At 71.3% G+C, this 23,148-nt stretch carries 16 protein-coding genes; 5 read left to right on the forward strand and 11 right to left on the reverse strand.

Features of this window, described 5'->3' with window-relative positions; all coding sequences use genetic code 11:
- Nucleotides 1–23: 23 nt before the first annotated feature.
- Both ACFYOY_RS08550 and ACFYOY_RS08555 read left to right on the forward strand, forming a co-directional pair.
- Nucleotides 24–332, forward strand: coding sequence for a hypothetical protein (locus ACFYOY_RS08550; protein WP_351897039.1), 309 nt, complete (start codon nucleotides 24–26; stop codon nucleotides 330–332).
- Nucleotides 333–394: 62 nt separating this feature from the next.
- Nucleotides 395–850, forward strand: a complete 456-nt coding sequence (locus tag ACFYOY_RS08555; protein ID WP_351897046.1) for a peroxiredoxin — start codon at nucleotides 395–397, stop codon at nucleotides 848–850.
- 296 nt (nucleotides 851–1,146) lie between these two features.
- Here the strand turns inward: ACFYOY_RS08555 and ACFYOY_RS08560 are convergent, their stop codons facing one another.
- The 11 genes from ACFYOY_RS08560 to ACFYOY_RS08610 form a co-directional block, all read right to left on the reverse strand.
- Nucleotides 1,147–4,077: a glycoside hydrolase family 2 TIM barrel-domain containing protein gene (locus tag ACFYOY_RS08560; protein ID WP_351897053.1), complete on the reverse strand. Its 2,931-nt coding sequence runs from the start codon at nucleotides 4,075–4,077 to the stop codon at nucleotides 1,147–1,149.
- An 89-nt stretch (nucleotides 4,078–4,166) separates the two neighbouring features.
- Nucleotides 4,167–5,420, reverse strand: coding sequence for an ROK family protein (locus tag ACFYOY_RS08565; protein WP_351897060.1), 1,254 nt, complete (start codon nucleotides 5,418–5,420; stop codon nucleotides 4,167–4,169).
- A gap of 289 nt (nucleotides 5,421–5,709) precedes the next feature.
- Nucleotides 5,710–7,311 carry a penicillin-binding transpeptidase domain-containing protein gene (locus ACFYOY_RS08570; RefSeq protein WP_388585636.1) on the reverse strand — a complete coding sequence of 534 codons (1,602 nt, stop codon included), beginning with the start codon at nucleotides 7,309–7,311 and terminating at the stop codon, nucleotides 5,710–5,712.
- 48 nt (nucleotides 7,312–7,359) lie between these two features.
- Nucleotides 7,360–7,551, reverse strand: coding sequence for a hypothetical protein (locus ACFYOY_RS08575; RefSeq protein WP_093466356.1), 192 nt, complete (start codon nucleotides 7,549–7,551; stop codon nucleotides 7,360–7,362).
- A 165-nt stretch (nucleotides 7,552–7,716) separates the two neighbouring features.
- Nucleotides 7,717–8,376 (reverse strand): LUD domain-containing protein, encoded by a 660-nt coding sequence (locus ACFYOY_RS08580; RefSeq protein WP_351897547.1) that lies wholly within the window; start codon nucleotides 8,374–8,376, stop codon nucleotides 7,717–7,719.
- A gap of 119 nt (nucleotides 8,377–8,495) precedes the next feature.
- Entirely contained in the window at nucleotides 8,496–9,965 is a 1,470-nt protein-coding gene (locus ACFYOY_RS08585; RefSeq protein ID WP_351897551.1) for a lactate utilization protein B, read from the reverse strand.
- A 115-nt stretch (nucleotides 9,966–10,080) separates the two neighbouring features.
- Complete coding sequence (locus ACFYOY_RS08590; RefSeq protein WP_351897076.1) at nucleotides 10,081–10,833, reverse strand: (Fe-S)-binding protein; 753 nt, start codon at nucleotides 10,831–10,833, stop codon at nucleotides 10,081–10,083.
- Nucleotides 10,824–12,362, reverse strand: a complete 1,539-nt coding sequence (locus ACFYOY_RS08595; protein WP_351897080.1) for a rhamnulokinase family protein — start codon at nucleotides 12,360–12,362, stop codon at nucleotides 10,824–10,826. Before ACFYOY_RS08595 ends, ACFYOY_RS08590 begins: the two co-directional genes overlap by 10 nt.
- 207 nt (nucleotides 12,363–12,569) lie before the next feature.
- Entirely contained in the window at nucleotides 12,570–14,609 is a 2,040-nt protein-coding gene (locus tag ACFYOY_RS08600) for a bifunctional aldolase/short-chain dehydrogenase (protein WP_351897087.1), read from the reverse strand.
- A 270-nt stretch (nucleotides 14,610–14,879) separates the two neighbouring features.
- Nucleotides 14,880–16,040 carry an L-rhamnose isomerase gene (gene rhaI, locus ACFYOY_RS08605; protein WP_351897092.1) on the reverse strand — a complete coding sequence of 387 codons (1,161 nt, stop codon included), beginning with the start codon at nucleotides 16,038–16,040 and terminating at the stop codon, nucleotides 14,880–14,882.
- A 30-nt stretch (nucleotides 16,041–16,070) separates the two neighbouring features.
- Nucleotides 16,071–19,274: an alpha-L-rhamnosidase gene (locus tag ACFYOY_RS08610; protein ID WP_351897097.1), complete on the reverse strand. Its 3,204-nt coding sequence runs from the start codon at nucleotides 19,272–19,274 to the stop codon at nucleotides 16,071–16,073.
- A gap of 289 nt (nucleotides 19,275–19,563) precedes the next feature.
- Here ACFYOY_RS08610 and ACFYOY_RS08615 point away from each other — a divergent pair, with 289 nt between their 5' ends.
- Genes ACFYOY_RS08615 through ACFYOY_RS08625 form a run of 3 tightly spaced genes read left to right on the forward strand, consistent with a single transcriptional unit; the run spans nucleotide 19,564 to nucleotide 23,125 of the window.
- Nucleotides 19,564–21,117, forward strand: coding sequence for a sugar ABC transporter ATP-binding protein (locus ACFYOY_RS08615; protein WP_388585641.1), 1,554 nt, complete (start codon nucleotides 19,564–19,566; stop codon nucleotides 21,115–21,117).
- Nucleotides 21,114–22,157: an ABC transporter permease gene (locus ACFYOY_RS08620; RefSeq protein ID WP_351897109.1), complete on the forward strand. Its 1,044-nt coding sequence runs from the start codon at nucleotides 21,114–21,116 to the stop codon at nucleotides 22,155–22,157. Before ACFYOY_RS08615 ends, ACFYOY_RS08620 begins: the two co-directional genes overlap by 4 nt.
- On the forward strand, nucleotides 22,154–23,125 hold the full coding sequence (locus ACFYOY_RS08625) for an ABC transporter permease (RefSeq protein WP_351897113.1): 972 nt from the start codon (nucleotides 22,154–22,156) through the stop codon (nucleotides 23,123–23,125). Before ACFYOY_RS08620 ends, ACFYOY_RS08625 begins: the two co-directional genes overlap by 4 nt.
- Nucleotides 23,126–23,148: the final 23 nt, after the last annotated feature.

Here is a 23,148-nt window from a genome sequence, read left to right on the forward strand (position 1 = left end):
CCATGTACGGAGTTGGGGACGAGATGGGTGCCACATGGTGGCTTATGCAAGGTGAGGCCGCAGTCGGCGAGTTACGCCAGTACGGGGTCGACCAGCCGGTTTTTCTGTGCCACTTCACGCCGGGACCGGCCTGGGAAGCCGTCCGGGCGCATTTCGAGGCATGGTCCGCGCTGCGCGGACCGGACCCCGACGGAAGCCGTACCGCGCAGGTCATCCGGTCCATCATGGATCTCGGGCTGCGGCTGGTCCCCACGGACGACAGCCCTTCGATGACGCTGTTCACCGAATGCATCCTGCGCATCGACGGCCATACCGCCCGGCTGCGCTGCTGACTCGCCGCTGAGCACGTCCGTTTCCCCCGCCACTCCGGGCGGGTGGCGGGTAGCGTGCACCCATGAACATCGGTGATGTGGTCGAGGACTTCGAGCTGCCGGACGAGAACGGCGCCGTCCGTTCGCTCAGTGGGCTGCTGGCGGACGGTCCGGTGGTGCTGTTCTTCTATCCGGCGGCCTTCACCCCCGGCTGTACCAAACAGGCGTGCCACTTCCGGGACATCGCGGCGGAGTTCAAGGAACTCGGCGCCCAGCCGGTCGGGGTCAGTGCCGATTCGGTCGAGAAGCAGGCGGAGTTCGCCCATGCGTACTCCTTCGGCTATCCGCTGCTGTCGGATCCGGAGGGGACCGTACGGGAGCGGTTCGGGGTGAAGCGCGGGATCGCGGCGGTGCCGACCAAGCGGGTCACCTTTGTGATTGATACCGACCGCAAGGTGCTGGAGATCGTCAAGAGCGAGTTCCGGATGAGCGTGCACGCGGACCGGGCGCTCAAGGCGCTGCGCGACAGGAGCGCGTAAGACCGCCTGACGCGGCCGCGTACGGCAGGCCGAAAGCAGGTGCCGGCGGGGGTGTTGGCGGAGGCGCAGGAGGTTTTTCCCCACCCCACCCCACCCCTTCCCGCACCCGGCCGCTGCCCCGGCCCCCGCTGGGGCTGCGCACCAGACCCCGTTCTGGGGGCTCCGCCCCGAACCCCCGGCGGGGGCGGCCTCTTGGACCGCCCCCGCACTCTTGTGACCAGCGGGCGCGGTGCGGGTGGTGGAGGCGCGTACGACCCGGGGCCGATCGCCACGGCCGGCCCCGGCCGACGCGACCGTCAGCTCAGCCGCGAGAACGTGAACGAGAACTCGGCCGGTGCCACGTCCAGGCGGTGCTCGTCCAGCACCCCCGGCCCGCAGGACTGGGTGCCGATGCCCTGCTGGCCGTGGTCCAGGTTCACCCACACCGTCTCGTTCGACGCCTCCAGATCCGGTGTGTGCTCGGCCGCGTCGAGCTGCTCGGTGGTCCAGCGGCGCGCGGTGAACCAGAAGGCCGGCTCGCCCTCGATCCGCACCCCCGACCCGTCGGGCGCGGTCAGCCGCACCCAGCGGACATCGATCCGGGCGCCGTTCTCCTGCGGGCGGACGTACGGCGTCTGGAGCTCGTCGACCGACAGCGCCCACCGCCCCACCCGCGCGGCGGCACGCGTGTCCGGGTACGCCTCGCCGGGACCGCCGCCGAACCACTCGGCCTCGCCCAGCGCGGCCGGGACCCCGAGCCGCAGGCCCAGGCGCGGCAGCGGGCAGGTCCACTCGCCCAGCGGGGTGACGGAGACCGCCAGGCTCAGCCGTCCGTCCTCATCGGCGGTCCAGCGGTAGACCGTCTCCAGACCGAAGTCGACGGCGGCGGGCGCGACGCGGGTACGGACGGTCAGCGCACCGTCCGGCGTCGTCTCCACCGCGTCGGTCCGGTGCCGCACCCGGTGCAGCCCGAACCGGCGCCAGATCAGGCCCCAGCGCTCGTCCGGCTGCCAGGAAGCGCCGTTGTCGTTGTCGGTGGGCGCGCGCCAGATGTCCAGCCGGGGCGGTTCGGTGACGGGCAGCCCGCCCAGGGCCGTCAGGGCGCCGGTGGCTGCGTCGAAGACGCCGGGGCCGAGCACGATCCGGTCGCCGTCGCGGCGCGGCGCCTCCCCCGAGGCGAGGGCGCGCACCCGGCCGGTGCCGGGAGCGGTGGCCGGGAACTGGGCCCAGGCCACCGTATGGCCCGCCTCGGCCCATGCCGTCGCGGCCGCGAGCCGCGCCTCCACGGTCCACCGGGTCTCCGCCCCCGCCTCGGCGGCGGGCGGTGCCGGGAGCTTCAGATCGGCGGACTCGCCCGGGGGCAGCGGCGGCACCGCCAGCTCACCCGAGCCGATCGCCTCGCCCTCCGCCTCATAGCTCCACGAGAAGACGAGAGGGGACAGATCGGCGAAGTCATGGCCGTTGGTGATCCGGACCGTGCCGTCGGCCCCGTCGCCCTCGATCCGCACCGGCTCGATGACCTTCTTGTACTCGATCAGCCCCGGGGAGGGGGTGCGGTCGGGGAAGACCAGCCCGTCGCACACGAAGTTCCCGTCGTGCAGCTCCTCGCCGAAGTCCCCGCCGTACACGTGGTAGAAGCGGCCGTCGGGGGCGCGCCGGGTGAAGCCGTGGTCGATCCACTCCCAGACGAAACCGCCCTGGCAGCGCTCATGCGCCTCGAACAGCCGCTGGTACTCGCCCAGTCCGCCCGGCCCGTTGCCCATGGCGTGCGCGTACTCGCACTGGATGAACGGCAGCGCCCGGCGCTTCGCGTCCAGCTCCGGATCGCCCCACGGCGCCTCGGTGCGCCGGCCGATCTGGTCGACTTCCTCGTGCGGCGCGTACATCCGCGAGTAGACGTCCGTATCGGCGCAGGACAGATCGCCCTCGTAGTGGATCACCCGGGACGGGTCGCGCTCCCGGATCCAGTCGGCCATGGCGGACAGCCCGCGTCCGGTGCCGCACTCATTGCCCAGCGACCACATCACGATGGACGGGTGGTTCTTGTCGCGCTCGACCATGCGCTCGGCGCGGTCGAGCAGGGCCGGGGTCCAGCGGTCGTCGTCCACCGGGTTGTTCCGCCACTCCAGGACGCCGAAGCCATGGGTCTCCAGATCGCATTCGTCGATCACCCACAGCCCCAGCTCGTCGCAGAGCCCGAGGAAGGCCGGATGCGGCGGATAGTGGCTGGTGCGCACGGCGTTGATGTTGTGCTGCTTCATCAGCACCAGATCGCGGCGCATGGTCGCGAGGTCCACGGCCCGCCCGTTCTCGGGGTGGAACTCATGCCGGTTGACGCCGCGGAAGAGCACCCGCCGCCCGTTGACCTTGAGCAGCCCGTCCTCGACCACCACGGTGCGGAAGCCCACGCGCAGCGAGACGCTCTCGCCCACGGTGGTCAGCCGCGCCTCGTACAGCCGCGGTGTCTCCGCCGTCCACGGCTCGACCGGGATGGTGGCGCTCTCCCCGGTGGCCAGGTCAAGACCCAGCTCGGGGACGGTGACCCGGCCGCCGGGGTCGGAGTCGATCCGCAGCGTGCCCTCGCCGGTGGTGTGGTCGTACGAGGCGTGGACGAAGTAGTCGGCGAGCGCGCCCTCGGGGCGGTGCTCCAGCGTCACCTCGCGGAAGATGCCGGGCAGCCACCACTGGTCCTGGTCCTCGAGATAGCTCCCGGAGGACCACTGGTGGACGCGGACGGCCAGTACGTTCCCGGACGGCTCGAGCAGGCCCCCGACCTCGAACTCATGCGGCAGCCGGCTGCCCTTGAAGGTGCCGAGCTCCTCGCCGTTGAGCCAGACCCGGGCGCATGACTCGACGCCCTCGAAGCGCAGCACCGCCTCCCCGCCCTCCGGCCAGTCGCCGGGCAGGTCGAAGACGCGCAGATGGTCGCCGGTCGGGTTCTCGGCGGGGACGTGCGGCGGATCCACCGGGAAGGGATAGAGCACATTGGTGTAGATGGGCGCCCCGTGGCCGTGCAGCACCCAGTGGCCGGGCACCGGGAGCTCGTCCCAGCCGCGGGCGTCGTAGCCGGGGCGGGCGAAGGAGTCGTCCTCGGCGGTGGCGGTCGGCGACAGCCGGAAGGACCACGTCCCGTTCAGGCTCAGCCGCGCCGCGTCGGAGGATGGGGTCCAGGGGCGGGGCGGCAGCGCTCCCGCGCCGGGGGAGACATCCTCGTAGTAGGGCAGCGGTGTGTGCTGCGTGGAGCTCATCGTTCTCCTCGGTCAGCCCTTGATACCGGTCTTCTGTGCGGTCATATGGGAGGACAGCGCGACCTGAACGGCCGTGCGCGACTCCGTTGTCACGAGGGTGTGGAGCGGTTCCTTGGGGTGGTGCGGTTCTTTGGCGTGGTACGGCGGTTCTTCAGTCCCACCGACGCGAGCGAGCCCTCCAGGGCGAAGGTCGCCGCGCCGAGGCTAACGGGGTTGGACGGGATCGGGCACAGCACGATCTCGGTGTTCGCCAGCGGGCGGCGCAGCGCGCGCACCGCCACCGCCGCGCGCACCTCGGCGAGCAGCGGCTCCCCGAGGGCGGCCGCGACCCAGCTGCTGAGCACGATCACTTCCGGGTTGAGCAGATTGATCAGATCGGCGAGGGCGGCGCCGAGATAGCGCGCCGTGGTGTGCACGACCTTCACGGCCACCGGATCGCCTGCCATAAGGCCCCGGCCGAGCGCCTCGATGGTGGCCGTCTGGTCGTCCGGGTGCAGCAGCGGGCTGTCCGGGCTCAGCTCGCGCAGATTCCGCATGATGCCGGGGGCGCCGACATAGGTCTCCACACACCCCTGGTTGCCGCAGTGGCACTGCCGTCCGTCCAGGACGAGGGTGGTGTGCCCCCATTCCCCGGCGCTGTTGCTGACCCCGCGGTGCAGGGTGCCGCCGAGCGCCAGCCCGGCCCCCACGCCCGTACCGAGGTTGACCACCACGGCGTCGTTCCGCCCGCGCGCCGCCCCGAACCACTGCTCGGCCACGGTGCAGGCACGCAGCGGATTGTCGAGGTGGAGGGGGTAGGGGATGTGCTCGGCCAGCAGCCGCAGCAGCGGGACGTCATGCCAGTCCCAGTTGGGGGCGAAGACCGAGACCCCGCCCTCGCGGTCCACCTGCCCCGGCATGCTGACGCCGACGCCCAGCACCCGGTCCGCGGCCACGCCCGCCTGCTCGACCACCGAGGACACGGCGTCCGCGATATGCGCCACCACCTTGCCCGGGTCGTTCTCCTCCGGGCGCAACTCCTCGTCCGCGCGGGCCAGGACGGTCAGCGCCAGATCGAACAGCTCGACATGGATATACGTCTCCGCCACATCCACGCCGATCAGCGCGGCGCCCGAGGAGTTGACCGCGACCAGACCGCGCGGCCGGCCGCCGTCGGAGTCCTCGTAGCCGACCTCGACCAGCATCCCGAGGTCGAGCAGCTCACCGACGAGATTCGCGACGGTGGCCAGGCTCAGCTCCGTCGCGGCGGCCACCTCCTGCCGGGAGACGGGGGATTGGGCGACGATATGGCGCAGCACCCCGTAGCGGTTGGCGGTGCGTATGTCGCGGGAGGTGCGCTTCACGCCGGAATCCCCTCTGCGCGGGCAGTGCGGTGCCGTGCGGTGCCGTGCGGTGCCGTGCTCTGTCGGCTGCCGCGCCAGGCTAGAGCGTGGGTCAGGCCATGGACAACCCCTTAGCCCAACCCCTGTACGAAGTGGTGGGGCAGCGGGGGAGGTCAGGGGCAGTGGCATTGAGCACCGCATGTCAGGCAGCTTTGAGCACCGCGTGTCAGGCGGCTTTGAGTACCGCGTGTCAGCCGGTTTTGGGTGCGCGCGTCGGCCGGTTTTGCGTACCTGCTTTGAGTACCGCTCGTCAGCCGGTTTTGAGTACCGCGCGGACGACGGGCCCGGCGGCATCCCCGCCGTGTCCGCCGCCGGTGACCACGGCGGCGGCCGCCACATCGTTCCGGTAGGCGGTGAACCAGGCGTTGGTCTTGGGCTGGCCGTCGATCTCGGCCGAACCCGTCTTGGCCCCGATGTCGCCGGTGAGCCCGGACATCGCCCGGGCGGCGGTGCCGCTCGTCGCGGTCAGCCGCATCATCGCCCTGAGCTGCGACCTGGTGGCCGGGCTGAGGCTGCGGTCGCTGGTGGCGATCTCCCGGTGGTCGACCGAGCGCGGCACGATGACGGGCTGCTTGAAGGTGCCGGTCTGGGCGGTGGCCGCGACGGAGGCGATGGTGAGCGGGTTCATCTGGACCGTGCCCTGGCCGATCATGGCGGCGGCCTTGTCGTCACCGCTTCCGCTCGGCACCTCTCCGTCGAAGGTGGTGATGCCCACCCGCCAGTTCAGCCCGAGGCCGAACACGGTCCGCGCCTCCTGGGCCACCGCGCCATCGGGCACGGCTCCGGCGAGCGAGACGAACGCGGTGTTGCAGGACGCCGCGAAGTCCTGCGCGAAGGTGGCCCCGGGGTTCTCGCTGTCCTCGACGTTGTGGAACGTCATGCCCTGTGCGTACGCCGCCGTCTTCGGGCACGGCACCAGGTGGCCCGGGCTGACCTTGCCCGCCTCCAGCAGGGTGGCCGCGGTGACTATTTTGAACGTCGACCCCGGCGCCGTCTGCCCCTGCAGCGCGGCGTTGAACTCGGCCTGGTCGGAGTTGGCCACCGCCAGGATCTCCCCGGTGCTGGGCCTCAGCGCCACGACGGAGGCGCCGTCGCGCGTGGCCACCGCCTTCTCCGCGCGCTTCTGCACCCCGGCGTCGAGGGTGGTGCGCAGTGTGCCCGGCCTGCCCTTCTTCACCACATGAAGCGTCGCTGCGGCGGTCCCGTCGGCCTTGACCGCCGACACCTCCACCCGCGCCGTGCCACCGGCGTCCGCCCCGTATCTCGCCCGCAGCGCGATCAGTACCGGGTCGAGCGAGGGATAACGGCCCTGCCGCAGCTCCTCGCCGTCGCGGTCCAGCACCCGCACCGGCGGATTGTCCGCCAGGTCCGTCCGCACGGACTCATCGGCCGCCAGCTTGGGATGGAGGACCGAGGGTCTCCAGTCGACCAGCGGCTTCTTGGTCGTCCGGCCGCGCACCACGGTCAGCCGCGATGCATACGACCAGCTCGAACGGGTCTTGTCGAAGACCACTTCGGCCTTGACGGTGAACGGCACCGTGGTGCCCCGGGCCGTGCCCGGGGTGACCGTCACCTTCTTCACATGGCCGTCGTCGCGATAGCCGCTCAGCGCGCCGATGGCCGCCTCGGCGTCATTGGTCAGCCCTGCGGCCAGCATGTCATTGCCGTCCGCCCATGCGTCCAGGAATTCCCGCGCGGTCCGCCGGGTCTCGTCCGCGGTCACCGGACCGTCATGGGGCGCGGTGGTATCGCCGCCGGTCACGCCCGTGTAGAGGTTGTATCCGCCGTACCCGGCGACGCCCAGAAGCCCCGCCGTCACCGCTCCGAAGACGACCTTGCCCACAGCCCCCATGGCGTCCCCCGCTTTTCAGATGTGGTCGGCTCGTGCCGCTCGTGCCGCTCAGGCGGCCTTCTCCACCTCGCCGCGCAGCGCCCGTGTGTAGACCTTCAGCAACCGGCTGTACTCGGCCCGCTCCGAAGGCCGCAGTGCCCGGCCTGCCCGGGCCCGCAGAAAGACGCGAATCGCCTCGTTGGCCTGGTCGGTGGAGGAGGTGGTCAGTAAGGCAGGTTGTTGAGTAGGAGTCGGACGCATGCCATAAGAGTAGAGGCCCCTACCGACAACGGCATCGGCGTAAACCGCCCAACTGTGGTGTTACCGGTGGTATGTGAGGAAGACCGCATCGCCCGCACGGGTGTTCCTTCGCCTGCCCCTATGGCATATGCCCCGCCGTGGCTCGGGTATGCGTCCCGTGCCTCGTCAGCTCTGACCAGCGGTTTCCGGCCCGGCCGGCGGCCCGGTGAGGATCACTTCGAGGGTGCGGGGGCCGTGGACGCCTTCGACGCGATCGAGTTCGATGTCACTTGTCGCGGACGGGCCCGAGATCCAGGTCAACGGGCGGGCCGGATCCAGGCGTTCAAGGCCCTCCGGGACGGAGTCCACGACCTGGTCGGGCACCCGGATGACGCAGATGTGGTGGTCGGGAACCAAAGTGATGCGCCGGCGGCCCTGGTCGGGGGCGGCGTCCAGGACCACGGTGCCGGTTTCGGCGATGGCCACCGCGCAGGCCGTCACCACGCTGGAGACCGCGTCCAGGTCGTGCGGGGTCAGCTCCGCCGTGTCCGGGACCCGGCGCACCGCGTCGGGGACGGCGGACAGCCAGGAGTCGGGGAGGCCGGGGGGCACGGCCACGCTCGTCGCGCCGCGGTCGGCGAGGAGGCGGGCGATCAGGGCGGGGAGGGAGGGGGTGTCGGTGCGGTGGACGATCGCGCGGTAGTCGGCCAGGTGCTCGGCGAGGAGGTCCGCGGTCTCGGTGGGGGTGCGGTCGCCGTGGACGCGGTGGTAGGTGCGCTCGACCGGCACCGCGTCGGGCGTCTCGGCACGCGGCACATCGGCCAGGGCGCGGCGGATGCGGGCCATGACCAGGGCGCGGGAGTCGGGGCTCCGGGTACCGGGGGCCTCGGTGCTGTGGGCGCCGGGGTTCTGGGTGCTTCGGGTGCCGGGGCCCTGGGTGCTTTGGCTGCCGGGATCTTGCGGGGTCATGTGGTCTTCCTTCCCTCCGTGCCGCTCTCGCCCCGCGTGCGTTGCCACCAGTCGCGGAACGACTCCTCCGGCACCTTCGGCAGCTCACGCGTATCGCTCCACGCCCGCCCCGGACCGGGCAGCCGGCGCGGATGGAAGCGGCGGGTGCGGGAGGCCAGACGCTGGCCGGTGCGCAGCACCCGGGGGTGGTCCAGGGCCCAGCGGGCGGCGCGCATCGCGGCGCGCTCGGCGGCGTGGCCCTTGGCGGGCTTGATGACCGTGCGGGTGCCACGGATGGAAACGGGGCCGCCCTCGACCACGCGCTCACGGAGGTGGACCAGGACCTCCGGGATGTCGATGGCGACCGGGCACACCTCGTAACACGCCCCGCACAGGGAGGACGCGTACGGGAGGGAAGCGTCCAGTTCGCTCTGGACGCCGCGCAGTTGGGGGGTGAGGATCGCGCCGATCGGGCCCGGGTACGCCGATCCGTAGGCATGGCCGCCCGCCCGCTCGTACACCGGGCACACATTGAGACACGCCGAGCAGCGGATGCAGCGCAGCGCCTGGCGGCCCACGGTGTCGGCGAGGGTGTCGGTGCGGCCGTTGTCGAGGAGGACGAGGTGGAAGGTGCGGGGCCCGTCCGCGTCCGTGGTGCCGGTCCAGGTGGAGGTGTACGGATTCATCCGCTCGGCGGTCGAGGAGCGGGGCAGCAGCTGAAGGAAGACCTCCAGGTCCTGGAAGGTGGGGACGATCTTCTCGATGCCGACGACGGAGATCAGCGTCTCGGGGAGGGTCAGGCACATCCGGCCGTTGCCCTCGGATTCCACGACCACGAGCGTGCCGGTCTCCGCGACCATGAAGTTGGCGCCGGAGATGCCCACCTTGGCGTTCAGGAACTTCTCGCGGAGGTGCAGCCGCGCGGCCTCCGCCAGATCGGCGGGCGCGTCGGTCAGCCCCTCCGGGGCCGGGCGGCCCCACCGGACCATCTTCTCCGCGAAGATGTCGCGGATCTCGCCCCGGTTGCGGTGGATCGCCGGGACCAGGATGTGCGACGGCAGGTCGTCGCCGAGCTGCACGATCAGCTCGGCGAGATCGGTCTCGTACGCCGTGATCCCGGCGGTGGCGAGAGCGCCGTTCAGGCCGATCTCCTGCGTGGCCATCGACTTGACCTTGACGACCTCGCGCTCGCCCGTCGCCTGCACCAGCTCGGTGACGATCCGGTTCGCCTCGTCCGCGTCCGCCGCCCAGTGGACGTGGCCGCCGGCCGCCGTGACCGCGCTCTCCAACTGTTCCAGATAGTGGTCGAGATGGCGCAGCGTACGGTCCTTGATGGCCGCGCCCGCCGCGCGCAGCGACGACCAGTCGTCCAGTTCGGCCACCGCCGTGGCGCGCTTGGCGCGGATGGTGTGGGTGGCGTGGCGGAGGTTGGCGCGCAGTTGGGTGTTCCGGGTCGAGGCGTCGGCCGCCGCCGGGAAAGCGGGCATCCCCAGGTAGGTGGCTTGGTGGGTTCCGCTCACCAGTCGTTTCCTTCCCTATGGGGTTCGCTCACCTGATGGTGTCCGCTCGCCTGATGGCCTGCCTTCACCTGGCGGTCTCCGTTCACCAGACGTTTCCTTCCGTGCTGGCCAGGATCTCGGCGATGTGGACGGGGCGGACCGTGGAGCCCTGGCGGGCGAGTGTGCCGCCGATGTGCATCTGGCAGGAGTTGTCGACCGTGCACACGGCCTCGGCGCCGGTCGCTGTGATGTTGCGCGCCTTGTCCGCCCCCATGGCCGCCGAGACGGCCGCGTTCTTGACGGCGAACGTACCGCCGAAGCCGCAGCACTCGTCGGCGCCCGGCAGCTCCACCAGGTTCAGCCCCTTCACGGCGGCGAGCAGCGAACGCGGGCGGTCGCCGAGCCCCAGCATCCGCAGCCCGTGGCAGGTGGGGTGGTACGTCACGGTGTGCGGGTAGTACGCGCCGACGTCGGTGACCTTCAGGACGTCGGTGAGGAATTCGGTGAGCTCGTACGTCTTGGGGACGGCCTCGGCCGCCGCGTCCGCGAGCTCCTGGCCACGACCCTCGGCGGCGGCCTTGGCGCCGATCCGGGGGTAGTTGTCCCGCACCATCGCCGCGCACGAACCCGAGGGGGCCACCACGTAGTCGTAGTCGCGGAACGCGGCGGCGTAGCGGCGCACCAGCGGTTCGGTCTCGTGGCGGTAGCCGGTGTTGAACTGCGGCTGGCCGCAGCAGCTCTGCCCTTCCGGGAAGCCGACCTCCACGCCGAGCCGTTCGAGGAGCGTGACCACGGCCTGGCCGGTGTGTGGGTAGAGGGTGTCGTTGACGCAGGTGATGAAGAGCGCTACGCGCACGGTTCCTCCTCGTCGCCCAGGCCGGTGGCGGCCCTTGTGACCTGCGCGTCCCCCAGCCGGGCGGCTGCCCGGTCCCACGCCGAATGATCACCTGTGGGCTCATACTGCCTCAGTGGCTGGGTGCTGTGAAGCAGGGCGCGCAACTCTGGCAGACCACCGGTGATCGCTCCGGCCGCCCGGGCCTGGACCAGGACGTTTCCGAGGGCCGCCGCCTCGGCCGGGCCCGCGATCACGGGGAGTCCGCAGGCGTCGGCGGTGAGCTGGCACAACAGTGCGTTGTGCACGCCTCCGCCGACGATGTGCACGGTGCGGACCGTACGGCCGGACAGCCGTGCGGCGTCGTCGATCGCGCGGCGGTGGGCCAGGGCGAGGGAGTCCAGGACGCAGCGGGTGGTCTCGGCCGGGGTACGGGGGACGGGCTGGCCGGTGCGGCGGCAGGCGTCGGCGATGCGGTCGGGCATGTGGTGCGGGGCGATGAAGGCGGGGTCGCCGGCGTCGACCACGGAGCGGAGGGGGATGGCTTGGGCTGCCTCGTGGAGCAGTGCGGTGAGGTCTGTGCCGGTGGCTCGGGTGTTCTCGGCGTTCCAGGTGCGGACGCACTCTTGGAGCATCCACAGGCCCATGATGTTGCGCAGATAGCGGACCGTGCCATCCACGCCCAGCTCGTTCGTGAAGTTGGCCGCGCGGCTCGCCTCCGAGAGCACCGGCCCGTCCAGCTCCAGCCCGGCGAGGGACCAGGTGCCGGTGGCGATGTACGCGAAGTCGGGCGTGGTGGCCGGGACGCCGACGACGGCGGACGCGGTGTCGTGCGAGCCGACGGCGGTCACGGGGATGGGGGTGGTGAGGCCCGTCTCGGCGAGAACTTCCGGGCGCAGGGTTCCGGCGGGGTCGCCCGGGTGGCGCAGGGGCGGGAAGAGCGTCAGGTCGATGCCCAGGGCCTGCGCCACGGGGGTGGCCCAGTCGCGGGTGCGGGGGTCGATGAGCTGGGTGGTGGAGGCGTTCGTCAGCTCGGTGCCGTACTCGCCGGTCAGCCAGTATGAGATGAGGTCGGGGATGAGGAGGAGACGGTGGGCGGCGGCGAGGGCGGGGGTGCCCTGGGCCGAGATGAGCTGGTAGAGGGTGTTGAAGGGGAGGTGCTGGATGCCGGTGGCGGCGTAGAGGGCCTGGGGCGAGAGCGCTTCCGCGACCTTTTCGGCGGCGCCGGTGGTGCGGGTGTCGCGGTAGTGCACGGGGTTGGCGAGGAGGGTGCCGTCGGGGGCTAGTAGGCCGTAGTCCACGGCCCAGGTGTCGATGCCGATGCTGGTCAGGGGGTGTGGGGCGCTGTTCGCTGCCGCCTTCAGGCCGTTCAGGATGCCCTGGTAGAGCGACAGGATGTTCCAGTGCAGGGTGCCCAGGAGGCGGGTGGGCTGGTTGGGGAAGCGGTGCGCCTCGTGGAGGGCCAGCCGTTCGGGGGTGACCTCGCCGACGATGACGCGGCCGCTGGACGCACCGAGGTCTACGGCGGCGAAGCGGTGCTCTTTGGTGGACACGTGGACCTCGTGGTGGATGGGGTGCGCGGGTGGTTGCTGTGTTTCGTCGGGGTGGGGGCGGGGGCCGGGGCCTTGGGGGCGGGGCCCTGGACCGTATATTTACGGCGCCACTGGCCGGGGGCGTTGAGTTGGTCGGGGATGGGCGCCACAAATACACGTAAGCGTCCAGGACCTCACCCCTCCGACCCCGTCCCCCTCACGCGCGTGTCAGCGCAGGAACGCCGCCGCGACCCCGGCGTCGACCGGGATGTGCAGACCCGTGGTGTGGGTCAGGTCGCCGCCCACGAGGGTGAAGACCGCGTTCGCCACGTGGGTCGGGAGTACTTCGCGCTTGAGCAGGGTGCGTTGGGCGTAGAACTCGCCAAGCTTCTCCTCGGGGACGCCGTACACGGCGGCGCGTTGTGCGCCCCAGCCGCTTGCGAAGATGCCGGAGCCCTGGACTACGCCGTCGGGGTTCACGCCGTTGACGCGGATGCCGTGCTCGCCCAACTCTGCGGCCAGCAGACGGACTTGGTGGGCCTGGTCGGCCTTGGACGCGGAGTACGCGATGTTGTTCGGGCCCGCGAACACCGCGTTCTTGGAGGTGATGTACACGATGTCGCCGCCCATGTTCTGGGCGATGAAGGTTGCTGCTGCTTCGCGGGAGGCCAGGAAGCTGCCTCGGGCCATGATGGTGTGCTGGAGGTCCCAGTCCTGGGTGGTTGTTTCGAGGAGGGGCTTGGAGATGCTGATCCCGGCGTTGTTGACCAGGATGTCCACCCCGCCGAAGTCCAGCGCCGCCTGGGCGAACGCCGCCCTGATCTGCTCTTCCGAGGTGACGTCGGCGGTGACGGCGGTGGCCTTGTCCGGACCGCCCAGCTCCTGTGCGACGGCTGTGGCCGAGTCCGCGTTGATGTCCGCGACGACGACGCATGCGCCCTCGGCCACCAGGCGGTGGGCGATCGCCTTGCCGATGCCTGAGCCGGCGCCGGTCACCAGGGCGATACGGGTCGCGAGGGGCTTGGGCTTCGGCATGCGCTGGAGCTTGGCCTCTTCCAGCGCCCAGTACTCGATGCGGAACTTCTCCGACTCCTCGATGGGGGAGTAGGTGGAGACGGCTTCCGCGCCGCGCATGACGTTGATCGCGTTGACGTAGAACTCGCCTGCCACGCGGGCGGTTTGCTTGTCCTTGCCGTAGCTGAACATCCCGACGCCGGGAATGAGCACGATGGCAGGATCCGCGCCGCGCATGGGAGGGGAGTCGGGGGTGGCGTGGTTGTTGTAGTAGGCCGCGTAGTCGGTGCGGTACGCGGCGTGGAGTTCCTTGAGGCGGTCGATCGTCGTGTCGAGGGGCGCGTCCGGGGGGAGATCCAGGACCAGGGGGCGGACCTTCGTACGGAGGAAGTGGTCCGGGCAGGAGGTGCCGAGGGCCGACAGGCGTGGGTGTTCGGCGCGGGAGACGAAGTCCAGGACGGTGTCGTTGTCCGTGAAGTGGCCCACCTGGGGGCGGTCCGTGGAGGCCAGGCCGCGGATCACGGGGGCCAGGGCGGCCGCGCGGGCGCGGCGCTCGGCGTTGGGGAGGGTGGGGTGGACGACGGGCCCGAACGGGTCCGCCTTGCCGCGTGCGGTGAGGAACTCCTCGGCGGTGCGGATGATGCGCAGGGAGTTCGCCTCGCACGCGGCGGAGGTGTCGCCCCAGGCGGTGATGCCGTGGCCGCCGAGGATGCAGCCGATGGCCTGGGGGTTGGCCTTTTTGATGGCGGCGATGTCCAGGCCCAGTTGGAAGCCGGGACGGCGCCAGGGCACCCATACGACCTGGTTGCCGAAACACTCCTTGGTCAGCGCCTCGCCGTCGGCCGCGCAGGCGAGGGCGATGCCGGAGTCGGGGTGGAGGTGGTCGACGTGGGCGGCGTCGACCAGGCCGTGCATGGCGGTATCGATGGACGGTGCGGCGCCACCCTTGCCGTGCAGGCAGTAGTCGAAGGCCGCGACCATCTCGTCCTCGCGGTCCACCCCCGGATAGACCTCGGTGAGCGCGCGGAGCCGGTCCAGACGGAGCGCGGCGAGCCCGGAGTGGGCGAGCGTGCCCAGATCGCCACCGGAGCCCTTGACCCACATCAGCTCGACGTCCTGGCCCGTGACGGGGTCGGTCGCGGTGCCCTTGGCGGAGGTGTTTCCGCCCGCGTAGTTGGTATTGCGGGGGTCGGCCCCGAGGCGATGCGAGCGCTCCAGGAGCGTGGCCGCCTCGGGGTGGGGTTCTGCGGTCATGTCGTCCTCTTCGTGTGGACCGGTCTCAGCGGGGTGTTCAGTGGCGGCGGGAGGCGTGTCCCGGGCCGATAGCGGTCGGGGGCGGCGCCAAGGGGTTCGGGGCGAAGCCCCGCGTGTTTGGGGCGGCTGTCCGGAGTGTCCGGGCGGGGCGCCGGCAAGTGCGGGCCGGAGCCCCAGGGGGTGCGGGGCGCAGCCCCGGGTTCCCGGGGGGCCGGGGGCTTGCCCCCGGTTTCGGGAAGGGGCGGGGTGGGGAAGGGCCCGCCGCAGGCGCTACGCCCCCCACCCCGCCTGCTGCCCACCCACCCGCTCCGAAACGATCCGCTCCGCCCACCCCGAGCCCCGGTACGCCGCCATCGGGTCGGGCCCGATGCCCAACTCCTCGCGGACCTCGGCGAGCAGCGGCCGTACGTCCGTGTTGTAGGCGTCCATCAGGACCGCGTTGGCGCCCAGCACATCGCCCGTGCGCTGGGCGGCGGCCAGCGCGTCACCGTCGACCAGGAGGGCCTTGGCCGTCGCTTCCTGGACGTTCATGACGGAACGGATGATCGCCGGGATCTTGGGCTCGATGTTGTGGCACTGGTCGAGCATGAAGGCGACCCCCGAGGTCAGCCCGCCGCCGCGGACCACCTCGTACATGATGCGGAAGAGCTGGAAGGGGTCGGCGGCGCCCACCATCAGGTCGTCGTCCGCGTAGAAGCGGGAGTTGAAGTCGAAGGCGCCGAGCTTCTTCTCGCGCAGGAGGAGGGCGACGATGAACTCGATGTTGGTGCCGGGGGCGTGGTGGCCGGTGTCGACGCAGACCTGGGCCTTGGGGCCCAGCTTGAGGCAGTGGGCGTAGGCGGTGCCCCAGTCCGGGACGTCCGTGGTGTAGAAGGCGGGCTCGAAGAACTTGTACTCCAGCAGCATGCGCTGGTCCTCGCCGAGACGGTCGTAGACGGCGCTCAGGGCCTCGCCGAGGCGGTCCTGGCGGGCCGCGATGTCGTCCTGGCCGGGATAGTTGGTGCCGTCGGAGAACCAGAGCTTGAGGTCGCGGGAGCCCGTGGCGTCCATGATGTCGACGCACTCCAGGAGGTGGTCCAGGGCCTTGCGGCGGACCGCCGGGTCAGGATGGGTGACCGACCCCAGCTTGTAGTCGTCGTCCTGGAAGACGTTGGAGTTGATGGCGCCCAGTTTCAGGCCGCGTTCCTCCGCGTATTTGGCGAGCGCCCCGTAGTCCTCGACCCGGTCCCAGGGGATGTGGAGGGCGACGGTGGGCGCCACTTTGGTGAAGGCGTGCACCTGGGCGGCGTCGTCCAGCTTCTCCTGGGGGGAGCGCGGCACACCGGGCTGGGCGAAGACCTTGAACCGGGTTCCGGAGTTGCCGTACGCCCATGACGGCGTCTCGACCGCCTGGCTCTTGAGGGCCGCCTTCACGGCTGGAACGTCAGACATGAATCTCCTTCATGAAACGATTCAAGAAACCTAGCCGCGCGGTCGGCCACGCGTCAAGAAGTGGTGGGTCCCCGAGCCCACGGCGAACACCGCGCAGCCGTCCGCCATGCGCAGCAGGCGGCCGCCGCGACGGGTCACGTCCGATGCGCGGCGCGCGGGGACCCAGATCTGTGCGGTGGTGTTGACGGGGATGGACACCGTGAGGGTGAAGTCCTCGCCCTGGGACCAGCGGGTGGTGACCGGGCCGTAGAGGGAGTCGTAGCGGCCCTCGGCGGAGCGCACCTCGCCGCCGGGGCGGGGCCGGATGAGGATCTCGCGGAAGCCGGGGGCGGCGGGGGCGATCCCGGTGATGTTCTGGTACATCCACTCGCCGACCGAGCCGTAGGCGTAGTGGTTGAACGAGTTCATCCCGACGTCCTGGAAGCTCCCGTCCGGCTTGATGGAGTCCCAGCGCTCCCACATCGTGGTCGCGCCCCGGTCGATCTGGTACCCCCAGGAGGGGAATGTGCGCTGGTGGAGCAGGCGGTAGGCGACGTCGGTGTGACCGGTCTCGGTGAGGGTGGGGAGCAGCCGGGGGGTGCCGAGGAAACCGGTGGACAGATGCCAGTCGCGGTCCTGGATGAGGGCGACGAGGCGGTCGGCGGCGGGCTTGCGGAGGGCGGCGGGGAGCAGGTCCATGGAGAGCGCCAGGACGTACGCGGTCTGGGTGTCGCCCTTGATCCTGCCGTCGGGGGAGACGTAGGCGCGGTTGAAGGCCGTCTTGATGCGGGCCAGGAGGTCTTCGTACGGGGCCGGGTCCTCGTCCAGGACCTGTGCCGTGCGGGCGACGAGGTCGGTGGCGTGAGCGAAGTAGGCGGTGGCGATGACGTCCTTGGGGGTGTCCGCCTCGACGCTGAGCCAGTCGCCGTAGCCCTCGGCGGGCCGCAGCAGGCCGGTGCTGTGCTGCTCCAGGTAGGTGATCCAGCGGCGCATGGCCGGCCAGTTCTCGCGCAGCACCTGGGTGTCGCCGTACGCCTGGTAGAGGTTCCAGGGCACGGTCACCCCGGCGTCGCCCCAGCCCGCGACGCCGTCGCCGACGTCGCCGAGGTTGGGTGCCACATTGGGGAAGGAGCCGTCGTCGGTTTGGCCGTCGCGCATGTCCTGGAGCCACTTGGTGAGGAAGCGGGCGGACTCCATGGCGTAGGCGGCGGTGCTGGAGAACACGTTGATGTCGCCGGTCCAGCCGAGCCGTTCGTCCCGCGCCGGGGTGTCGGTGGGGATGGACAGGAAGTTGCCGCGCAGGCCCCAGGTGATGTTGGAGTGCAGCTGGTTGAGCATCGCCGAGTCGGTGTGGAAGGACATGGTGAACGGCGCGGCGGTGTGCATGACCCGCCCGGTGACCGCGTCGAGGGAGGGCTTTCCGGGGTAGCCCGTGACCTCGACGTAGCGGAAGCCGTGGAAGGTGAAGCGCGGCTCGTAGGTCTCGGGGCCGCCGCCCTTGAGGGTGTACGTGTCGACGGGGCGGGCGGTGCGCAGGTTGGCCGTATACGCGGTGCCGTCCGGGTTGAGCACCTCGGCGTGGCGGATCCGGATCTTCCGGCCGGCCGGGCCGGAGACCGTGAGGCGGACGCTGCCGACCATGTTCTGGCCCAGGTCGAAGAGGTGGACGCCGGGGGCGGGTTCGGTGACCCCGACCGGCTTGATCTCGCGTTCCACCTGGGTCGGGGCGTCGGTCTGGGCCACCACCTCGGCGGTGATGTCGGTAGCCGTGACGGCCGGGTGCCAGCCGGTGTCGTCGAAACCCGGTGAGGTCCAGCCGGGGGTCTCCGCGCGGGCGTCGTACTCCTCGCCCATCAGCAGGTCGGCGGTGAGCAGCGGACCGGTGGCCGCGCGCCACTGCTGGTCGGTGGTGATGCGCTCGGTGCTGCCGTCGGTGTACATCACCTCCAACTGGGCGAGCAGGGCGGGGTGGTCGCCGTACTGGGCCTGGCCGAGCCAGGCGATGTTCCCGGCGTACCAGCCGGGGGCGAGGGTCGCACCGAGGGCGTTGGCTCCGGGGCGGAGGGCGTCGGTGACGTCATAGGTCTGGTACGCCACCCGCTTGCGGTAGTCGGTCCAGCCGGGCGCCAGTTGGTCCCGGCCGACGCGGACGCCGTTGAGGTGCGCCTCGTAGAGGCCCAGCGCCGTGGAGTAGAGCCGGGCCCGGGCGACGGGCTTGGAGAGCCGGAAGGTGCGGCGCAGCTGGGCGGGGGACTGGAGGGGGAGCACCTTGCCCCAGGGCCCACTGCCCCAGGCGGCCAGCCGCTTGGCGGTGTCCCAGCCGCTGTCGTCGAAGTCCCGGCCCGGCCAGGCGGCGGAGGGTTTCGTGTCGGTCGTGCGCCAGGTGGCGTCCGTGTGGTGGTGGGTGGTGGTGCCGTCCTCGGTGGTGAGCTCCAGGGTGGCCAGCAGTCCCGCCGGGCCCTTCTCGGCGTTGGTGGCCGAGATGGCGAGGGTGGCGGCGCCCTTCTGGAGGAATTCGGTGACATCGACGGTGGCCGGATGGCTCCATGCCTTGAGCACGCCCAGTGCTTCGCGGGCGGCGACCTCGGTGCCGTTCACATAGGCGGTGAAGCCGTCGTCGGCGGCCACCACCAGCCGGGCGCGGCGGACGGTGCCCGTGGCCTGGACCGAGGCGCGGAACCACCGGGTGGCCGCCGGGGCCTCGGTGGCCGGATCCCCTTCGGGGAACCAGATCCAGGAGGCGTCGTCCAGGGCCGGGGGCGCGGTGAGCGCGGCGGGCGCGGTGATCCAGCGCGCCTGCCACTGCTCGGCGCTCAGCAGCCCGGTCTCCCACCAGGCGGGGGCGGACCACGGGGAGGGGCGGCCGTGGTCGTCCCAGACCCGCACCGACCAGTGGTACCGGGTGCGCCCACGCAGGGCCGGGCCGTCGTAGGGGACCAGGACCGATTGGCGTGACGTCTGCTTGCCGCTGTCCCAGACGTCGGGGTCGCCGAGCCGGTCGGGGGAGGTGGCGACCCGGATGTGGTACGCGCTCTGCGACTGGTCGCGGGCGTCCGAGTCGAGGATCCAGCTCAGGCGGGGGCGGGGGGTGTCGAGGCCGAGCGGATGGGGCGCGTACTCCACCGTCGTGCTCCGGACCCGCAGCCCGGCGGTGGGGCGGTCCTCGGCGGTGGCGGACGGGGTGAGAGCGGGCAGACCCGTGAGGGCCGTGCCGGTGGCGGCGGTGGTGGCGAGCAGGTGGCGTCTGCTGATCACGAGCGTCCTCCCATAACGGCTGGGAACGGCTGGCAGGGAACGACGGGCGGGGAACGACGGGCGGGGAACGACGGGCGGGGAGCGATGGGCGGGAACGATGGGATGAAAACGATTCAACCCAAGGCGCCTGGACCGTAGGGCCGGATCTCAGGGCGCGTCAAGGGGTCTGAATCGATGTGGGTTTATCCCGTGCACACCCCCTTGACGGCCGCAAAGTGCAGGGCTAGCTTCCCGGAATCCAGCATTGAAACATTTCATTTCCCGCCCTGGGTATGCGTCAGGAGACTCCGTGAGCCAGCCTGCTTCGACCGGTGTGCCGGTCCTCGCCCTCGAGGGGGTGAACAAATCCTTCGGTGCGGTACGGGCCCTTCGCGATGTCTCGCTCGAGCTCTTCGCCGGTGAGGCCCATGCCCTGGCCGGTGAGAACGGAGCGGGCAAGTCGACGCTGATCAAAGCCCTCGCCGGGGTGCACCGGCCCGACTCCGGCCGGGTGCTGCTGGACGGCGAGCCGGTGGTCTTCCACGGTCCGGCCGACGCGCGCGACGTCGGTATCGCCGTCATCTACCAGGAGCCCACGCTCTTCCCCGATCTGTCCATCGCCGAGAACATCTTCATGGGCCGTCAGCCCCGCCGGGCCCTGGGCCGGATCGACCACAAGGCCGTACGGACCTCCACCGCCGCGCTGATGGCGCGGCTCGGCGTCGAGCTCGACCCGGACCGGCCCGCCCGGGGCCTGTCCATCGCCGATCAGCAGATCGTCGAGATCGCCAAGGCGCTCTCCTTCGACGCCCGGGTGCTGATCATGGACGAGCCGACGGCGGCGCTGACCGGAAGCGAGACCGCCCGGCTCTTCTCGGTCGTCGAGACGCTGCGCGCCGAGGGCGCCGCCGTGCTGTTCATCTCCCACCGCCTGGAGGAGATCTTCGAGCTCTGCCAGCGGGTCACCATCCTGCGGGACGGCCGGTGGGTGGCCTCCGAGCCGCTGACGGAGCTGACCCAGGACGATCTGGTCCGCCGCATGGTCGGCCGGGACCTGGCCGAGCTCTACCCCAAGCAGGACAGCCGGGTCGGCGAAACCGCGCTGTCGGTGCGGCGGCTGACCCGGGAGGGCGTCTTCCGGGACGTCTCCTTCGAGGTGCGGCGCGGTGAGATCGTCGCGCTCGCCGGGCTGGTCGGCGCCGGGCGCACCGAGGTCGCCCAGGCCGTCTTCGGCGTGGACCGGGCGGACGCGGGCGAGGTGCGGGTCGACGGGACGGTGCTGCGGCCCGGTTCGCCGACCGCCGCCATGGACGCCGGGCTCGCGCTCGTCCCCGAGGACCGGCGCCAGCGGGGCCTGGTGATGGAGATGTCCATCGAACGGAACATCGGGCTGACCGGCCTCGACCGGCTGGGCCGCGCCGGACTGGTGCAACGGACGCGGGAGCGCGGCCGGGCGACCGACTGGGCGGTCCGGCTCCAGCTGAAGTACGGCAGTCTCGCCGACCACGTCGGGGTGCTCTCCGGCGGCAATCAGCAGAAGGTCGTGCTCGCCAAGTGGCTGGCGACCGAGCCCACGGTGCTCATCGTCGACGAGCCCACGCGCGGGATCGACGTCGGCACCAAGGCCGAGGTGCACCGGCTGCTGTCGTCGCTGGCCGCCGACGGCCTCGCGGTGCTGATGATCTCCTCCGATCTGCCCGAGGTGCTGGGCATGGCCGACCGGGTCCTGGTGATGCACGAGGGCCGGCTGGTCGCCGAGATCCCGCGCGCCGAGGCCACCGAGGAGTCCGTCATGGCCGCCGCGACAGGGCTCACCGGCGACAGCGGCGTCACGGGCTTCACCGGCGAAAGGACACGGACGTGAGCGTGACCGTCGAGAAACCCGGGAAACCCGCCGCCGCGCCGGAGACGGCGCGCTCGGCGCGTTCGCTCGTCGACGCCGTCTTCCGCGCGCGGGAGATCAGCATCGCCGGCGCCCTCCTGCTGCTGGTGCTGTTCACCTGGATCGCCGAGCCGCGCTTCCTCAATGACCAGGGCATCAAGGACCTGTTGCTCAACGCCGCGATCCTGGTGCTGCTCGCGGTCGGGCAGTCGGTGGTGGTCATCACCCGCAACATCGATCTGTCGGTCGGCTCCGTGGTGGGCCTGTCCGCCTTCGCCTGCGGGAAGTTCGTCTCCGGCACCGACCACGGGGTGCTGACGGTCCTGGCTCTCGGCCTCCTCGTCGGCGCGGGCTGCGGCATCGTCAGCGGCGCGCTGGTGAGCTTTGGTCGGGTGCCCGCCCTGGTGGTGACCCTCGGGATGCTCTACATCATCCAGGGCGTCGACTACTGGTGGGCGCAGGGCGAGCAGATCAACGCGGCCGATGTGCCACAGCCCGTGCTGGACCTCGGCAGCGGCAGCGTGCTGGGCATCCCGTATCTCCCGCTGATCGCCTTCGCGGTGCTCGCCGGGACCGCGTATGTCCTGCGCACCTACCGCAGCGGCCGTGAGCTGTACGCCATCGGCTCCAGCCCGGAGGCCGCCCGGCTGGCCGGGGTGCCGATCCGGCGGCGGGTGCTGGGCGCGTATCTGTTCTCCGGCGCCGTCTCGGGCTTCGCGGGCGCGCTGTGGCTGGCCCGCTTCGGCACCGTCGTCGCCGACAACGCCCACGGCTGGGAGCTGACCGTGGTCAGCGCGGTGGTGGTCGGTGGCGTCGCCATCGTCGGCGGCACCGGCACGGTGTGGGGCGCTGCGCTGGGCGCGCTGCTGCTCACCACCATCGGCAGCGCCCTGGCCGTGCTGAAGGTCGACTCCTTCTGGCAGGACGCCATCGCGGGTGCGCTGCTGCTGGCGGCCATCAGCGTGGACCGGATCGTGAGGGTGCGCATGACCCGTGCGCTGAGGAAGAGGAGCGCACGATGAAGCTCAGGTGGGACACCGCCGTCGGGGTGCTGCTGGTGGCCGTCTTCCTCACCGGCCTCGGCACCACGGACGGCTTCGCGAGCCGCGACAACCTCGCCTTCGCCTTCAACGACATCGCCGAGGTCGCGCTGATGGCGCTGCCGATGACGCTGCTGGTGGTGGCCGGGCAGGTGGATCTGTCGGTGGCCTCGATGCTCGGCCTGGGCAGCGCGCTGACCGGCCAACTGTGGGACGCGGGCTGGGCGTTCGAGACCATCGTGCCGATCGTGCTGCTGGTCGGGGTGGCCGGGGGGCTGATCAACGGCTGGCTGGTCACCCGGGTCGGGCTGCCCTCACTCGCCGTCACCATCGGGACGCTCGCCCTCTACCGGGGGCTGGCCTCGGTGGTGCTCGGCACGGGCGCCATCACCGACTTCCCCGAGACGTACGCCAAGTGGGCCGTGGACACCACCACCGTGTCCGGCACCTTCCTCACCTATCCGGTCCTGCTGTTCATCGTGCTGGCCGCCATCGCCGCCGTGGTGCTGCACGCCACGGGCCTGGGCCGGTCGCTGTTCGCCATCGGTGCCCAGGAGGACGCCGCCTACTTCGCGGGCATCCGCGTCAAGCGCGTCAAGCTGCTGCTGTTCGTCGTCAGCGGGCTGATCTCGGCCTTCGCGGGGGTCGTGTTCACCCTGCGGTACGGCAGCGCGCGGGCCGACAACGGCCAGGGCTTCGAAATGCTCGTCATCGCCTCCGTCCTGCTGGGCGGCGTCGACTTCGACGGCGGGAAGGGCACGCTGTTCGGCGCCGTCGCCGGGGTGCTGCTCATCGGCGTCCTGAAGAACCTGCTGACTCTCAACGACGTGGCCAACGAGGTCCAGGTGATCGTCACCGGGCTGCTGCTGGTGGCCTCCGTCCTCACCCCCCGCCTGATCACCACCGTGAGCGCCTGGCGTCACCGGCGCGCCGCCGCCTCGACCAGCTGATCCACCCACGCACCGCGAAAGGT

It is taken from the genome of Streptomyces sp. NPDC007875, assembly GCF_042868035.1.
Classification (GTDB): domain Bacteria; phylum Actinomycetota; class Actinomycetes; order Streptomycetales; family Streptomycetaceae; genus Streptomyces; species Streptomyces antimycoticus.

Excerpts from the sequence above, each read along its gene's own strand:
- ACFYOY_RS08550 (WP_351897039.1), top strand. The coding sequence starts at position 24 with ATGGGTGCCACATGGTGGCTTATGCAAGGTGAGGCCGCAGTCGGCGAG.
- ACFYOY_RS08555 (WP_351897046.1), top strand. The coding sequence starts at position 395 with ATGAACATCGGTGATGTGGTCGAGGACTTCGAGCTGCCGGACGAGAAC.
- ACFYOY_RS08560 (WP_351897053.1), bottom strand. The coding sequence starts at position 4,077 with ATGAGCTCCACGCAGCACACACCGCTGCCCTACTACGAGGATGTCTCC.
- ACFYOY_RS08570 (WP_388585636.1), bottom strand. The coding sequence starts at position 7,311 with ATGGGGGCTGTGGGCAAGGTCGTCTTCGGAGCGGTGACGGCGGGGCTT.
- ACFYOY_RS08575 (WP_093466356.1), bottom strand. The coding sequence starts at position 7,551 with ATGCGTCCGACTCCTACTCAACAACCTGCCTTACTGACCACCTCCTCC.
- ACFYOY_RS08580 (WP_351897547.1), bottom strand. The coding sequence starts at position 8,376 with ATGGCCCGCATCCGCCGCGCCCTGGCCGATGTGCCGCGTGCCGAGACG.
- ACFYOY_RS08585 (WP_351897551.1), bottom strand. The coding sequence starts at position 9,965 with ATGCCCGCTTTCCCGGCGGCGGCCGACGCCTCGACCCGGAACACCCAA.
- ACFYOY_RS08600 (WP_351897087.1), bottom strand. The coding sequence starts at position 14,609 with ATGACCGCAGAACCCCACCCCGAGGCGGCCACGCTCCTGGAGCGCTCG.
- rhaI (WP_351897092.1), bottom strand. The coding sequence starts at position 16,040 with ATGTCTGACGTTCCAGCCGTGAAGGCGGCCCTCAAGAGCCAGGCGGTC.
- ACFYOY_RS08625 (WP_351897113.1), top strand. The coding sequence starts at position 22,154 with ATGAAGCTCAGGTGGGACACCGCCGTCGGGGTGCTGCTGGTGGCCGTC.